Origin of the sequence: Streptomyces sp. NPDC093591 (genome assembly GCF_044764885.1) — a bacterium.
Classification (GTDB): domain Bacteria; phylum Actinomycetota; class Actinomycetes; order Streptomycetales; family Streptomycetaceae; genus Streptomyces.
Genome location: NZ_JBIWIY010000007.1, coordinates 182,144 through 197,291, shown reverse-complemented (window position 1 = coordinate 197,291; position 15,148 = coordinate 182,144). Strand labels below are relative to the sequence as shown.

The 15,148-nt window shown below is 67.4% G+C and carries 15 protein-coding genes; 13 read left to right on the top strand and 2 right to left on the bottom strand.

The annotated features are described in order from the left end of the window. Nucleotides 1-118 precede the first annotated feature (118 nt). Complete coding sequence (locus tag ACIREI_RS17020; protein WP_403333336.1) at nt 119-697, top strand: hypothetical protein; 579 nt, start codon at nt 119-121, stop codon at nt 695-697. 58 nt (nt 698-755) lie between these two features. Here the strand turns inward: ACIREI_RS17020 and ACIREI_RS17015 are convergent, their stop codons facing one another. Next, nucleotides 756-1,061, bottom strand: coding sequence for a ferredoxin (locus ACIREI_RS17015; protein WP_403333334.1), 306 nt, complete (start codon nt 1,059-1,061; stop codon nt 756-758). Between the two features lie 245 nt (nt 1,062-1,306). Between ACIREI_RS17015 and arc the strand changes: the two genes are divergently transcribed. The 6 genes from arc (at nt 1,307) to prcA (ending at nt 7,492) form a co-directional block, all read left to right on the top strand. Next, nucleotides 1,307-3,073 (top strand): proteasome ATPase, encoded by a 1,767-nt coding sequence (arc, locus tag ACIREI_RS17010; RefSeq protein ID WP_302001932.1) that lies wholly within the window; start codon nt 1,307-1,309, stop codon nt 3,071-3,073. Nucleotides 3,074-3,318: 245 nt separating this feature from the next. Then, nucleotides 3,319-4,830, top strand: a complete 1,512-nt coding sequence (gene dop, locus ACIREI_RS17005; RefSeq protein ID WP_403333331.1) for a depupylase/deamidase Dop — start codon at nt 3,319-3,321, stop codon at nt 4,828-4,830. A gap of 198 nt (nt 4,831-5,028) precedes the next feature. Continuing rightward, complete coding sequence (locus tag ACIREI_RS17000) at nt 5,029-5,247, top strand: ubiquitin-like protein Pup (protein WP_030955201.1); 219 nt, start codon at nt 5,029-5,031, stop codon at nt 5,245-5,247. A gap of 50 nt (nt 5,248-5,297) precedes the next feature. Further along, nucleotides 5,298-5,864 (top strand): endonuclease VII domain-containing protein, encoded by a 567-nt coding sequence (locus ACIREI_RS16995; protein ID WP_403333329.1) that lies wholly within the window; start codon nt 5,298-5,300, stop codon nt 5,862-5,864. After that, nucleotides 5,816-6,661: a proteasome subunit beta gene (prcB, locus tag ACIREI_RS16990; protein ID WP_403333327.1), complete on the top strand. Its 846-nt coding sequence runs from the start codon at nt 5,816-5,818 to the stop codon at nt 6,659-6,661. Before ACIREI_RS16995 ends, prcB begins: the two co-directional genes overlap by 49 nt. Before the next feature lie 60 nt (nt 6,662-6,721). Next, a complete protein-coding gene (gene prcA / locus ACIREI_RS16985) occupies nt 6,722-7,492 on the top strand; it encodes a proteasome subunit alpha (RefSeq protein ID WP_403333325.1) in 771 nt (256 codons plus the stop codon). Nucleotides 7,493-7,579: 87 nt separating this feature from the next. On the opposite strand, the gene ACIREI_RS16980 is transcribed toward prcA, so the two are convergent. Beyond that, nucleotides 7,580-8,596, bottom strand: coding sequence for a LacI family DNA-binding transcriptional regulator (locus ACIREI_RS16980; protein WP_403333323.1), 1,017 nt, complete (start codon nt 8,594-8,596; stop codon nt 7,580-7,582). Nucleotides 8,597-8,750: 154 nt separating this feature from the next. On the opposite strand from ACIREI_RS16980, the gene ACIREI_RS16975 reads away from it, so the two are divergent. The 6 genes from ACIREI_RS16975 to ACIREI_RS16950 all read left to right on the top strand — a co-directional run bounded on the left by ACIREI_RS16975 (nt 8,751) and on the right by ACIREI_RS16950 (nt 15,121). Then, nucleotides 8,751-10,010, top strand: a complete 1,260-nt coding sequence (locus ACIREI_RS16975; protein ID WP_403333321.1) for an MFS transporter — start codon at nt 8,751-8,753, stop codon at nt 10,008-10,010. A gap of 9 nt (nt 10,011-10,019) precedes the next feature. Continuing rightward, nucleotides 10,020-11,381: a Pup--protein ligase gene (pafA, locus tag ACIREI_RS16970; RefSeq protein WP_028801611.1), complete on the top strand. Its 1,362-nt coding sequence runs from the start codon at nt 10,020-10,022 to the stop codon at nt 11,379-11,381. Nucleotides 11,382-11,519: 138 nt separating this feature from the next. Continuing rightward, nucleotides 11,520-12,524: an FKBP-type peptidyl-prolyl cis-trans isomerase gene (locus ACIREI_RS16965; protein WP_403333319.1), complete on the top strand. Its 1,005-nt coding sequence runs from the start codon at nt 11,520-11,522 to the stop codon at nt 12,522-12,524. 64 nt (nt 12,525-12,588) lie between these two features. Next, on the top strand, nt 12,589-12,960 hold the full coding sequence (locus ACIREI_RS16960) for an FKBP-type peptidyl-prolyl cis-trans isomerase (RefSeq protein ID WP_030053355.1): 372 nt from the start codon (nt 12,589-12,591) through the stop codon (nt 12,958-12,960). Between the two features lie 171 nt (nt 12,961-13,131). Beyond that, complete coding sequence (locus tag ACIREI_RS16955; RefSeq protein ID WP_403333317.1) at nt 13,132-14,085, top strand: helix-turn-helix transcriptional regulator; 954 nt, start codon at nt 13,132-13,134, stop codon at nt 14,083-14,085. 19 nt (nt 14,086-14,104) lie between these two features. Beyond that, nucleotides 14,105-15,121, top strand: coding sequence for a helix-turn-helix transcriptional regulator (locus ACIREI_RS16950; protein WP_403333316.1), 1,017 nt, complete (start codon nt 14,105-14,107; stop codon nt 15,119-15,121). The last annotated feature ends 27 nt before the right edge of the window (nt 15,122-15,148 follow it).

Below are 15,148 nucleotides of genomic sequence, written 5' to 3'. Positions count from 1 at the left end.
CCCCCAACCACCGGCCATCCGGCACCGGAACTCCCCACCCCGCCGTTCCCCCCGACTGTGACGTGTGGCACCATTCTGGCCACCCCCACCGGCACAGCCCTCACAGGAGACGCTCCTAGTGCAGCAATCCGCCGTCCCGGAACTGGCACACACCCACACCCGGCCGATCCACTGGCTCGCCACCGCCACAGCCCTCGCCGGCGTCGTGGCCCTCTCCTCGGTCCTGCAACCCAACTCGGCGACGGCGGCCCAGACAGCCGGACCGGAAGCGAAGAACGCCCCCGCGGCCACCACACCCCCCGACCCCGCACGCGTCGACTTCCCGCTCGAATGCGGGCCGGTGAAAGCCGTCGTGGTCAAAGAGGCAACCGGAGACCTGGACGGCGACGGCAGCCCCGAAACCGTGGCCGTCGTCCACTGCGACTCACCCATGGGCACCCCGCCCGACGGCCTCTACGTCCTCACCCACGCCACCGAAACCGCCACCCCCCGCGTCATCGCCACCCTCATCGACCCGAAGGACAGCATCACCGTCAGTGACGTCGCCGTCCGCGACGGAGCCGTCGTCACCGACCTGCTCGGCTACTCGTCAACCGACGTACCCCGCTGCTGCCCCGACGTGAAGAAGAGCGCGAAGTGGCAGTGGAAGAACGGCACGTTCGTCCGCTCGACACCCGCCGGCGCCCACAGCGTCTGACCCACGCCACCAGCGCGTGTGAGAAATCAGACAGTCGTAACACCCCGTATACGCAAGGTCACTCGGCGTCCGGACCGTACACCTCGACCTTGTCCGAAACACGACGCACATGGATGCAGTCGCCCGGACACTCCTTCGCCGAGTCCACCACATCCGTCAGAAGCGGCAACGGCACAGGCGTTGTGGCCCCCTTGGCCTGCAACAGCTCGTCCTCACCACTCTTCACATAAGCCAGACCATCGATGTCCAGCTCGAACACCTCGGGCGCGTACTGGGCGCAGATGCCGTCACCGGTACAGAGATCCTGGTCGATCCAGACCTCCAGCGCCTCACCGTCGACCCCGGCCGCCTGCTCCACGCTCATCTCTCCTGCCGTTTGCTACGCCGAGCCGCACGGGAATCCGGCCAGCTCTGACGGGTGTTGAACGCTTCGACCCTACCTCCGGCGGCTTTCCAATCATGTTCGGTGGGTATTCCCCTGGCGTGAGGGAGAGCGCAAGGGTGAAGATCGGACACACCTCGACAGTCTTTGTGATCTAGGGGTTTCAATCGACACCCACCCAGGTAGGGTCTGGAAGCGTCCAGCTCCCCTTGGAGGAGGTGAGGACCGTGGCAGCCCACGACGACGACATGAACCGCGGCATCCGCCCGGGACGCGGGTCCGACGACCCGGCCGGGCAGATTGCCTACCTTGAGCAGGAGATCGCCGTCCTGCGACGCAAGCTCGCCGACTCTCCGCGACACACGAGGATTCTCGAAGAGCGGATCGTCGAGCTGCAGACCAACCTGGCCGGCGTCTCCGCACAGAACGAGCGACTTGCCAACACGCTCCGTGAGGCCCGCGACCAGATCGTGGCCCTCAAGGAAGAAGTCGACCGGCTCGCACAGCCACCGGCCGGCTTCGGTGTCTTCCTGCAAGCCAACGACGACGGCACCGCCGACATCTTCACCGGAGGCCGCAAACTCCGCGTGAACGTCAGCCCGAGCGTCGAACTCGACGACCTCAGGCGCGGCCAGGAGCTGATGCTCAACGAAGCGCTCAACGTGGTCGAGGCCATGGAGTACGAGAGCGTCGGCGACATCGTCACCCTCAAGGAGATCCTCGAGGACGGCGAGCGCGCCCTCGTGGTCGGGCACACCGACGAGGAACGGGTGGTACGGCTCGCCGAGCCGCTGCTGGACGTCACCATCCGCCCCGGCGACGCCCTCCTGCTCGAACCCCGCTCCGGCTACGTCTACGAAGTCGTACCGAAGAGCGAGGTCGAGGAACTCGTCCTCGAAGAAGTACCCGACATCGGCTACGAGCAGATCGGCGGCCTGGGCAACCAGATCGAAATGATCCGCGACGCAGTCGAGCTCCCGTACCTCTACCCCGACCTGTTCAAGGAGCACGAACTGCGCCCACCCAAGGGCGTCCTCCTTTACGGGCCCCCCGGATGCGGCAAGACACTCATCGCCAAGGCCGTCGCCAACTCCCTGGCCAAAAAGGTCGCCGAAGTCACCGGCCAAGCCCAGGGCAAGAGCTTCTTCCTCAACATCAAGGGCCCCGAGCTCCTCAACAAATACGTCGGCGAAACCGAACGACAGATCCGCCTCGTCTTCCAGCGAGCCCGCGAAAAGGCCAGCGAGGGCACACCCGTCATCGTCTTCTTCGACGAAATGGAATCCCTCTTCCGCACCCGCGGATCCGGCGTCAGCTCAGACGTGGAAAACACCATCGTCCCCCAGCTGCTCGCCGAGATCGACGGCGTGGAAGGCCTGCAGAACGTGGTCGTCATCGGCGCCTCCAACCGCGAGGACATGATCGACCCCGCCATCCTGCGCCCCGGCCGCCTCGACGTGAAAATCAAGATCGAACGGCCCGACGCCGAAGCCGCCAAGGACATCTTCGGCAAGTACCTCACCGAGCGCCTCCCGCTCCACCCCGAGGACGTCGGCGAGCACAGCGGTGACAAGTCGACCACGGTCCAGAGCATGATCCAGACCGCCGTCGAGCAAATGTACGCAGAATCCGAGGAAAACCGCTTCCTGGAAGTCACCTACGCCAACGGCGACAAGGAAGTCCTCTACTTCAAGGACTTCAACTCCGGCGCCATGATCGAAAACATCGTGGGCCGCGCCAAGAAAATGGCGATCAAGGACTTCCTCGAACACAACCAAAAGGGCCTCCGCGTCGCCCACCTCCTCCAGGCATGCGTGGACGAGTTCAAGGAGAACGAGGACCTGCCCAACACCACCAACCCGGACGACTGGGCCCGCATCTCCGGAAAGAAGGGCGAACGGATCGTCTACATCCGCACCCTCATCACCGGAAAGCAGGGCGCAGACACCGGACGCTCCATCGACACGGTGGCAAACACCGGTCAGTACCTGTAAAAGGCAGGGCGGCTGCGGGTGCCCTCACCGGGTACCCGCAGCCCACTGCTTTCCAGGCCACGACCGGAACACGAGGCGTGCAAGGCAATGACGCAAATGATCTCCCCACCAGCGCAGAGGCGCTCTAGGCTCTTCCATACCGCCGAGTCGCGCAGTGCGGGGACGGGCACCGCACACGCAACCGAGCGCCAGCGGTATCTGCGCGACGCCCACGACCGAGGGCGCCGCCGGGCAAGGAGGGCCGCATGACCGTACGGCGAGTAATGGGCATCGAGACGGAGTACGGGATCTCCGTCCCCGGCCACCCCAACGCCAATGCCATGCTCACCTCATCCCAGATCGTCAACGCCTACGCGGCGGCGATGCACCGGGCCCGCCGGGCCCGCTGGGACTTCGAGGAGGAGAACCCGCTGCGCGACGCGCGAGGCTTCGACCTCGCCCGCGAGGCCGCCGACTCCAGCCAACTCACCGACGAGGACATCGGCCTCGCCAACGTCATCCTCACCAACGGCGCGCGACTCTACGTCGACCACGCCCACCCCGAATACAGCGCACCCGAAGTCACCAACCCACGCGACGCAGTCCTCTGGGACAAGGCCGGCGAACGCATCATGGCCGAAGCCGCCGAACGCGCCGCCCAGCTCCCCGGCGCCCAGCCCATCCACCTCTACAAGAACAACACCGACAACAAGGGCGCCTCCTACGGCACGCACGAGAACTACCTGATGAAGCGGGAAACCCCCTTCTCCGACATCGTGCGCCACCTCACGCCCTTCTTCGTCTCCCGCCAGGTCGTCACCGGAGCAGGCCGCGTCGGCATCGGCCAGGACGGCCACGAACACGGCTTCCAGCTCAGCCAGCGCGCGGACTACTTCGAGGTCGAGGTCGGCCTGGAGACCACCCTCAAGCGCCCCATCATCAACACCCGCGACGAACCGCACGCCGACGCCGAGAAATACCGCCGCCTGCACGTGATCATCGGCGACGCCAACCTCTCCGAGATCTCGACCTACCTCAAGCTGGGCACCACTGCCCTCGTCCTGTCGATGATCGAGGACAGCTTCATCGCCGTCGACCTCGCCGTCGACCAGCCCGTACGCACCCTCCACCAGGTCTCGCACGACCCGTCTCTCAAGCGCCTGATCACACTGCGTAGTGGCCGCACCCTGACGGCGGTCCAGCTCCAGATGGAGTACTACGAGCTCTCGCGCAAGTACGTGGAGGAGCGGTTCGGCGCGGACGCCGACGAACAGACCAAGGACGTCCTGTCCCGCTGGGAAGACACCCTGAACCGCCTGGAACGGGACCCCATGAGCCTGGCCGGCGAACTGGACTGGGTGGCCAAGCGAGAGCTCATGGAGGGCTACCGCCGCCGCGACAACCTCGACTGGGACGCCGCGAAGCTCCACCTCCTCGACCTCCAGTACGCCGACGTACGCCCCGAGAAGGGTCTCTACAACCGCCTGGCCGCCCGCGGCCGCATGAAGCGCCTGCTGGACGAGACAGACGTCGAGAGGGCCAAGGCCAAGCCGCCGGAGGACACACGCGCGTACTTCCGCGGCCGCTGCCTGGAGCAGTACGCCGACGACGTCGCCGCGGCCTCCTGGGACTCGGTGATCTTCGACCTGCCCGGCCGGGACTCCCTCCAGCGCGTTCCAACCCTCGAACCGCTTCGCGGAACGCGAAATCACGTCAAGGAGCTCCTGGACCGCTGCCGCACCGCGGAAGACCTGGTCAGGGTCCTGTCAGGCGGCTGAGGGTACCCGGGCGGTGTGGACCGGACGTCGGCTGGGCAGGGTGGAAAACCCGCCGTCCGGGAATCATCGAGATGGCCCCCGTACGTTGGAGAAACTGCGGGGCCGATGTCAGACCCGGCTTGTAGGGTCTGATCATCACCGATCGGCAGGAAAGCCGACCTGTCGACCATGTCGGGCGAACTGAGCGGGGTGAGGGATATGGCAACCAAGGACACCGGCGGCGGACAGCAGAAGGCCACACGTTCCACTGAGGAGGTCGAGGAGCAGGCGGCTGAGACGCAGGCTTCCGAGGACCTCAAGGAGCGGCAGGAGAAGCTGAGCGACGACGTCGACTCGGTTCTGGACGAGATTGACGATGTCCTCGAGGAGAATGCAGAGGACTTCGTCCGTAGTTTCGTTCAGAAAGGTGGCGAGTAGCCTTCGAATCGAAGGTTGCGAGGGCGTCGAATTTGGCGAACGAAGGAGCGGTGAAGCGCTGCGTGCGGTGCGGTGAGGACAAGCCGTACGCGGCCTTCGCTCGTAAACGGTCGAACCTTGGTGGCTTGCAGCGCCACTGTCGGGATTGCAGGACCAACTACCACAGCGGTGCGCAGGAAGCTGTGGTCCCGCTCAAACAGGACGTGCCCGAGGGGCACAAGCGTTGTCGAGGATGTAGCGAGGTGAAGCCGCGCAGCGAGTGGCATCGCAAGAGGAGCGCTGCCGACGGCTTGGCCAGTCGCTGCAAGGCGTGCAGAGCGGCCGCAGCGCCGGCGCAACATCTGCGGCGCAAGTACGGCATCACCGAAACCGAGCGCGACGAGATGATCGACTCCCAAATGGGGCTCTGTGCGATCTGTCTGACGGCTCCGGCCGTACATGTGGATCACTGCCACAAGACGGGTAGGGTCCGTGGCGTACTGTGCTTCAACTGCAATTCCGGCCTCGGCCTGTTGAGGGACGATCCCGAAGCGATGAACCGAGCTGCCGACTACCTGGAAGGAAACGCGTGGAAGCCAACACTCGTAGCACCGGGCGTCTACCAGCTGCCTTCCTGACGCCTGGGTCGTCCTCGTTCATGGACTTTCTCTCCGAGCATCAGCCGGAGATGCTGCCCGGCAACCGTCAACTCCCGCCCACGCAGGGCGTGATCGAGGCGCCGCACGGCACCACGATCGTGGCGGTGACGTTCCCCGGCGGCGTGGTGCTGGCCGGTGACCGTCGCGCCACCATGGGCAACTTCATCGCCCAGCGTGACATCGAGAAGGTCTTCCCGGCGGACGAGTACTCGGCCGTCGGTATCGCCGGTACCGCCGGTCTGGCCGTCGAGATGGTGAAGCTCTTCCAGTTGGAGCTGGAGCACTTCGAGAAGGTCGAGGGTGCGCAGCTGTCGCTGGAGGGCAAGGCGAACCGGTTGTCGACGATGATCCGGTCGAACCTGGGGATGGCGATGCAGGGGCTGGCGGTCGTGCCGCTCTTCGCGGGGTATGACGTCGACCGGGAGAAGGGGCGGATCTTCTCCTACGACGTGACCGGTGGTCGTTCCGAGGAGCAGGGTTACGCCGCGACCGGTTCGGGGTCGATCTTCGCCCGTGGTGCCATGAAGAAGCTCTACCGTGCTGACCTGAGCGAGGCCGAGGCCACGACGCTTGTGGTGCAGGCCCTGTATGACGCGGCTGACGACGACTCGGCGACCGGTGGTCCCGATGTCGCCCGCCGGATCTACCCGATCGTCACCGTGATCACCGAGGACGGTTTCCGCCGGCTCGGCGATGAGGAGTCGTCCGAGATCGCGCGTTCCATTCTGGAGCGGCGTCTGGAGCAGCCTGACGGCCCGCGGGCCGCGCTGCTGTAGGCGGCGGGTCGGTCTTATCAAGGTGATCCTGTGACTTCGACAGAAAGGGACGGATAACCGGTGTCGACGCCGTTCTATGTCTCACCCCAGCAGGCCATGGCCGATCGGGCGGAGTATGCCCGTAAGGGCATTGCCCGTGGTCGCAGCCTGGTCGTGCTGCAGTATGCCGATGGCATTGTCTTCGTTGGCGAGAACCCGTCCCGCGCGCTGCACAAGTTCAGCGAGATCTATGACCGGATCGGCTTCGCGGCGGCTGGTAAGTACAACGAGTACGAGAATCTGCGGATCGGTGGTGTGCGGTATGCCGATCTTCGTGGTTACACCTATGACCGTGATGACGTGACCGCCCGTGGCCTCGCCAATGTCTACGCCCAGACGCTGGGCACGATCTTCTCTTCCGCGGCCGAGAAGCCGTATGAGGTGGAGCTGGTCGTCGCCGAGGTCGGTGAGACGCCGGAGGGTGACCAGATCTATCGGTTGCCGCATGACGGTTCGATCGTGGATGAGCACGGCTCGGTCGCGGTCGGTGGCAATGCCGAGCTGATCAGCAATTTCCTTGACCAGCGGCACCAGGACGGTATGAGCCTCGCCGAGGCTTTGAAGCTGGCGGTCCAGGCGCTGTCGCGTGAGTCGAACGGTACGCAGCGGGAGATTCCGGCGGAGCGGCTGGAGGTCGCGGTGCTGGACCGTACGCGTCCGCAGTCGCGGAAGTTCAAGCGCATTGTCGGTCGTCAGCTGGCCCGGCTGCTGGAGGTGGGTGGAGCGTCCACCGAGGCCGAGAGTGCCGATGGTGCGGAGGACTCCGAGGATTCCGGCGGTTCCGAGGAGTAGCGCCGATCTCATTCGTCGGCCTCACTCGCCGACCTCGTTTTGTCCGTACTGTGCCCCGGCCGCCCGCTCGGCCGGGGCACAGGGCGTTCAGGGGGTGCTGGGCGGCGCTGTGGAGCCTCGTACGACGAGGTGGACCGGGATGTCTCCGGCGTCGGGCTCGCGGCCTTCCAGGACTGCCAGGAGGGCTTGCATGCCGCGTTCTCCGAACAGTTCGGCATCCAGTCGGACCGTGGTCAGTTCCGGGTCGATGGCGGTGGCGAGGGCGAGGTCGTCGAGGCCGGTGACGGAGATGTCGTCGGGGATGCGCAGGTCGAGGCGGCGTGCGGCTTTGTAGGCGCCGGCGGCGAGTTTGTCGTCGTCGCAGACGATGGCGGTGGGGCGGGGGCCTTTGGCGGAGAGTGCGGTTTCGGCTGCGGTGCGGGCGCCTTCGATGGAGATGGGGGCGCGGATCGTGAGCAGTGATGTGCCGGGTACTTCGCCGATTCGTGTGGCGAGTTCCCGTGCGCGGATGTCGAAGGTCCAGGAGGGGACGTCGGCGGCGAGGTGCAGGATGCGGCGGTGGCCGAGGGTGAGCAGGTGTTCGGCCACTTGGCGGATGCCGTCCACGATGTCGAGGTTCACCGTGGCGGCGCCCAGGCTGCCCTCCGGGTCGCTGTCCAGCATGACGAGGGGGAGCTGGTCGCCGCGGATGGCGGTGAGGGCGTCGGCGGCCATGGAGGAGGCGATGACGCCGTCGAGGGCGGCTTGGGCGGAGGCGAAGGGGTCGCGGGCGGGGCCGATGCCTTCGGGGGAGGGGTAGAGGACGACGCCGAAGCCGTTCTGGGCGGCGATGCGGGCGGCGCCGGTGTAGACGCCGGCGAAGAATTCGGTGGTGAGGGCGGGGACGACGAGGAGGACGGTTCGGGTGTGGCCGAGGCGGAGGTTGCGGGCGGCGAGGTTGGGTCGGTAGCCGAGGTCGCGGGCGGCTGTGCGGACGCGTTCGGCTGTGGTTTCGGAGACGCGGCCGCGCCATTTGTCGCCGAGTACGAGGGAGACCGCGGCTTGGGAGACGCCTGCGGCCTGGGCGACGTCTCGGCTGGTGGGGCGGGTGCTGCCGTGTGCCACCGTTCGCCTGCTTCCCTTCTCGTGGTCGTTTGCCCGGGGGCGGTTCGGCCCTGTGGCCGGCTGTTGGCCTTCTGGACTCGTGAACAGCGCTCATGGTACGTATGACGGGAGACGTTATACGTAAAACTTGAGCCAGTGGAGGGCGGCGCGGCTGATGACCGGCGCATATGTGGAGATCCTCAGGGCGAGGCATGCCGCCCGGCTGCTGGCCGGCACGCTCACGGGGCGGCTGCCGAACGCCGTGGCGGCGATCGCGATCGTGTTGTTCGTGCGGGAGGAGGGCGGCTCGTACAGCCTGGCCGGGGGTCTGGCGGCGGTGTACGGGGTCGCGAACGCCGTGGGGCAGCCGGTGCTGGGCCGGCTGGTGGATCTGTACGGGCAGCCGCGGGTGCAGTTGCCCGCGGCGGTCGCCTCGGCCCTGGCGATGGCCGGGTTCGCCTTCGTGGGGATCGGGCCGCTGCGGCTCGCGTACGCCGCGGTGGCGGCCGCCGGGCTGTTCACGCCGCCTTTGGAGGGTGGTCTGCGGGCGCTGTGGTCGTCGGTCCTCCATCGGGAGGATCAGCTGCACACGGCGTATGCCATGGACGCGGTGGCGCAGGAAGTCATGTTCACCGTCGGACCGTTGTTGCTGACGCTGGGTGCGTCGGTGTGGTCGGCGCAGGCGGCGCTGCTGCTGCTGAACGTGGTCGGGGTGCTGGGTGCTCTCTCGGTGGTGGTGTCGCCGCCTTCGCGTGCGTGGCGTTCGGAGCCGCGTGAGGCGCACTGGCTGGGGGCGTTGCGTTCCCGGGGGCTTCTCGCGCTGCTCGCCTCGTTCCTGTTCATCGGGATGGCGCTCGGTTCGATCGCGGTCGCGGCCGTCTCGTATGCGGACGACCATGGTGGTGACACGGTGTACGGCTGGCTGATGGCAGGTCTCGGGCTGGGGGCGCTGATCGGTGGCGTGGTGTACGGGGCGCGGCAGTGGGCCGGTGAGCCGGCGCGGCGACTGCGGTTGCTGGTGGCGCTTCTGGCGGTGTGTTACCTGCCGCTGATGCTGATGCCGGGTGCGGTCGTGATGACGCTGCTGGCCGTGCTGGCGGGGGTGTTCCTCGCGCCGTGCATCGCCTGTGCGTTCGTGCTGGTCGACCGGCATGCGCCGCGGGGCACGGTCACTGAGGCGTTCTCCTGGCTGGTGACGACGTTCACGGTGGGTGCGTCGGTGGGAACGGGTGTGGCGGGGCCGGTCGTCGAGGCGGGCGGGGCGCTGTGGGGGTTTGCCGTGCCGGGGGCCGCTGGGGCCGTGTCGTTGCTGGTCCTGCTGGCCACGGGGCGGGTCCTCGCAGCTCCTGTGAGGGGTGCGGTGGTTGCGGCTTCATCGGAAAATGATCCAAACCGTGCCGTCGAACCCCGTTTCAGCTCGGGGGATCGGGCGTAATGTTCAGTCATGGACCGCCGCATTTTCGGGCTGGAGAACGAGTACGGCGTCACGTGCACGTTCAGGGGACAGCGCCGCCTGTCGCCTGACGAGGTGGCGCGGTACCTCTTCCGCCGTGTCGTGTCATGGGGCCGCAGCAGCAATGTCTTTCTGCGAAACGGCGCCCGCCTGTATCTCGACGTGGGTTCACATCCGGAATACGCGACACCCGAATGTGACAACGTGACCGAACTGGTCACCCACGACAAAGCAGGCGAGCGCATTCTCGAAGGACTCCTGGTGGACGCCGAACGACGCCTGCACGAGGAAGGAATCGCGGGCGACGTCTACCTCTTCAAGAACAACACCGACTCGGCGGGCAACTCCTACGGCTGCCACGAGAACTATCTGGTGGCCCGGCACGGGGAGTTCTCCCGGCTCGCGGACATCCTCATCCCGTTCCTTGTCACGCGCCAGCTGCTGTGCGGTGCGGGCAAGGTGCTACAGACTCCGCGTGGCGCGGTGTACTGCGTCAGTCAGCGGGCGGAGCACATCTGGGAGGGCGTCTCCTCGGCGACGACCCGTTCCCGGCCGATCATCAACACGCGTGACGAGCCGCACGCGGATGCCGAGCGCTACCGGCGTCTGCATGTCATCGTGGGCGACTCGAACATGTCCGAGACGACCATGCTGCTCAAGGTCGGCGCCACCGACCTGGTGCTGCGCATGATCGAGGCGGGCACGGTGATGCGCGACCTGACCCTGGAGAACCCGATCCGGGCGATCCGTGAGGTCAGCCATGACATCACGGGCCGTCGCAAGGTGCGTCTGGCCAGTGGCCGGGAGGCCTCCGCGCTGGAGGTGCAGCGCGAGTACTACGAGAAGGCCGTGGACTTCTGCGAGCGCCGGGGCATCCGCACCGGCACCGTGGAGCAGGTCCTGGAGCTGTGGGGCCGCACGCTGGACGCGATCGAGGCCGAGGACCTCGACCGGATCGGCACCGAGATCGACTGGGTGATGAAGTACAAGCTCATCGAGCGGTACCGGGCCAAGCACAACATGACCATGTCGCATCCGCGGGTCGCTCAGATAGACCTCGCCTACCACGACATCCACCGCCGTCGTGGCCTGTACTACCTGCTGGAGAAGAAGGGTCAAGCCGCGCGTATCTGCAACGACTTGAAGATCTTCGAAGGCAAGTCGGTTCCGCCGCAGACCACTCGGGCCCGGCTGCGCGGTGACTTCATCCGCAGGGCTCAGGAACAGCGCCGGGACTTCACCGTGGACTGGGTGCATCTCAAGCTCAACGACCAGGCGCAGCGCACGGTGTTGTGCAAGGACCCGTTCCGTTCCGTGGACGACCGGGTGGAGAAACTGATCGCCGGTATGTGAGCCGGTGGGTGAGCATCGGGTTCCGGGACAATTTCGGAACGCAACACGGGCGCCGTACGTTTACCGTACGGCGCCCTTCTCACGCCGTAGAGTTGCGCGCACGCCATCCACAAGATCGACGATTACGAGGCCCCCACCGTGCGCCGACGCTCACTTCTCATCGCCGTACCCGCAGGACTGGTCACGCTCGCCGGATGCGGCGACGACGACGGGGCCGACTCGGCCGAGGGGAACGCCAGTGCGTCGCCCTCGACTCCTGAGGCGTCGGCCGCTCCGTCGCCGAAGATCGTGGAGGGTCCGCTGCCGGCGATCACCGCGGGCACGAAGTTCGGTGAGAAGCCGACGGTCGCCAAGGGCAGCGGCGAGCCGTCGAAGGATCTCGCGGTGAAGACGGTCATCGCGGGCGGCGGCAAGGTGGTGGCCGAGAACGACTACCTCCAGGCCCATTACCTCGGTCAGATCTGGAACACCGGGAAGGTCTTCGCGAACTCCTACGACGCCAAGACGGCGGCGCTCGTCCCGCTCGCCAAGGGCCAGATCTACGAAGGCTGGCGGTACGGGCTGACCGGTAAGAAGGTCGGCAGCCGTGTTCAGCTGGCCGTTCCTCCGACGTGGGGCTATGGCAAGGAGGGCAACGAGCAGGCCGGGGTCAAGGGCACCGACACGCTGGTGTTCGTGCTCGACATCCAGGACACGTTCAACACCAAGAGCTCCGCCAAGGGCAGCGAGGTCGCCCAGGACAACATCGACCTGCCCAAGGCAGGCGCCAACACCGATGGCAAGGCGCCGTCCCTGGAGATCCCCAAGACGGACCCGCCGAAGAAGCTCGTCGCCAACTACGTGATCGAGGGCGACGGCGACGAGGTCGGCGCGGACAACACGGTGCTGGTGCAGTACAAGGGCGTGCAGTGGGACACCGGCAAGGAGTTCGACTCGACGTACGCCAACAAGCAGCTGGTGTCGTTCTCGCTGCAGCAGGTCGTCAAGGGCTGGTCGCAGGGTCTGACCGGCAAGAAGGTGGGCAGCCGGGTGCTGATCGTGATCCCGCCGGACCTGGGCTACGGCGACAACCCGCCGCAGGGCAGCGGCATCGCCAAGGGAGCCACGCTGGTGTTCACGGTGGACATCCTGGCGAAGATGTGAGGTCGCCCGGGGTGATGAAAGACTGGGGCCGTTGCCTTTCCACAACAAGCATGGAGCGTAAGACGTGAGCATCGACAAGCCCGAGATCGACTTCCCGGGCGGCGAGCCCCCGGCGGACCTCGAGATCAAGGACATCTGGGAGGGCGACGGCGCGGTTGCGCAGGCGGGCCAGACCGTCACCGTCCACTACGTGGGTGTCGCTTTCAGCACGGGTGAGGAGTTCGACGCCAGCTGGAACCGTGGCACGCCGTTCCGCTTCCCGCTGGGTGGCGGCCGTGTCATCAAGGGCTGGGACCAGGGCGTGCAGGGCATGAAGGTCGGCGGCCGCCGCCAGCTGACCATTCCGGCCCACCTCGCCTACGGCAACCAGAGCCCCACCCCGGCGATCAAGCCCGGTGAGACCCTGATCTTCGTGGTCGACCTGCTCGGTGTCTGATCGTCGCGTGTGACGGTCGTTTCTGATCGGCGTACGGCTGATCGGTATACGACCGGACCCGACTTCCTGGGGCCCATGCCTGTCCGGGCATGGGCCCTCGGCTTTTGCCACGCCACCATGGGGCGGTACGGTCATCGTCCGTAAGCACCATAGGGAAGGCGAAGGGCGTCGATGGCCATTGCCAAGGCCGAGCGGCTCATGAACCTGGCGCTGTGTCTGCTCGGGACGCGGCGGCCGCTGAGCAAGCGCGAGCTGCGTGAGTCCATCGAGGCCTATCTGGAAGCCGGCTCCGACGACTCCTTCAACCGGATGTTCGAGCGCGACAAGGACGACCTGCGCGAACTCGGCCTGGTCATCGAGACCGTGGAGAACCTCGACGGCGAGGTCGGCTATCTCGCCCGCCGCGACAGCAACCGTCTGCCGCCCATCACCCTGGACGCCGAGGAGGCCGCCGCCCTGGGCCTGGCGGCCAAGGTGTGGCAGCAGGCCCGGCTCGCGGGCGCGGCCAGCGGAGCCCTGCAGAAGCTGCGCGCGGCCGGGATGCCGGAGGACGTCGACCCGTACGAGGCGCACGGCGCCCTGGAGCCCCGTATTCCGGTGCATGAGGCGGCCTTCGAGCCGCTGATGCTGGCGTGCCGTGATCGCCGCCCGGTCGTCTTCGAGTACCGCAAGGCCACCGCCGCCCGCCCCGAGCCCCGGCATGTCGAGCCGTGGGCGCTGGAGTGCTGGCGCGGCCACTGGTATCTCGCGGGCTGGGACCGCGACCGTGGCGCCGAGCGGGTTTTCCGGCTGTCCAGGATCACTGGCAAGGTGCGCAGCCGCGGTGGCCGTTTCACGGCCGAGGTCCCGGACGTCGTCACCGTTCGGGAGACCGTGGCGAGCTGGGCGGGGGAGACCGCCGACCGCTCCGCGTTGATCCGGCTGCGGACGGGCGCCGGGTACCCCCTTCGGGCGAAGGCCACCTCGGTGCGGGAACTCGGCGACGGCTGGGACGAGTTGGAGATTCCGTACGGCCACGGGCTGGATGCCTGGCTGGTGGAGTTCGGGCCGGACGTGGTGGTCCTGGAGCCGGCCGAGCTGCGGGCCGACGTGGTGGACCGGCTGCGTGCCGTGGCCAAGGGCTGAGGGGGAGCGGAGCAAGACAGTGGCAGGCAAACCGGTACGGCCCGTCAACGCCATCGACCAGACCCGGCGGATGCTCTCCCTGGTGACGTATCTGAGGGAGCGCCCCGGCGCCCGTGTCGAGGACGTCGCGCGCGCCTTCGGCATCTCCGAGGACGAGCTGGTCTCCGACCTCGATGTGCTGCCCATGTGCGGCACCAGCTTCCGCGGCGGTGACCTGCTCGACATCGACACCGACGGCGAGCGCATCTGGTGGCACAACCCCGACGACGTCGCCGAGCCGCTGCGGATCGCCGCCGACGAGGCGACCGCGCTGCTGGTGGCCGCCCGGGCCGTGTCCACGCTGCCGGGGCTGCGCGAGAGCGACCGGCAGGCGCTGCTGCGGGCGACCGCCAAGGTGGAGGCCGCGTCCGGGGAGGCGGCCGGCGCCAGCTCCCGGCTGTCGGTGACCTTCGAGTCCGAGGGCGGTGTCTTCGCCGACGTCGACCGTGCGATCTCCGAGCGGCGCCGGCTGTGGATCCGCTACTACTCGCCGGCCCGCGACGAGGTCACCGAGCGCGAGATCGACCCGATCCGCCTGGTCAGCGTCGGCCACACCTACGTCGAGGCCTGGTGCCGTCGTTCCGAGGCGCGGCGCACCTTCCGCCTCGACCGGGTCGCCGAGATCAAGATCCTGGACGAGCCGTCGGCGCCGCCGGAGATCGAGCTGCGTGATCTGTCGGAGGGGCTGGTGCAGCCCGCCGCGGAGGATCCGGAGGTCGTCGTCGAGGTCGGTCCGGGCGGACGCTGGGTCGCCGAGTACTACCCGCACGACAGCGCGGATGAGCTTGCGGACGGCGGTCTGCGTATCACCCTGCGCACCCCCGACCCGGCGTCGCTGCGGCGCCTGGCGCTACGGCTGGGGCGTGACGGCCGTATCGTCTCGCCGCCCGAGCTGGCCGACAGCGCCCGGCAGGCGGCCCGCGAGGCGCTGGCGGCGTACGACGGGGTCGAGGTGCAGAGCGTTCACGGGCCGCACCGGGTTCACGACGGGCAGTAGGACATGCGGTTCGGCGGGCGGCGCGAC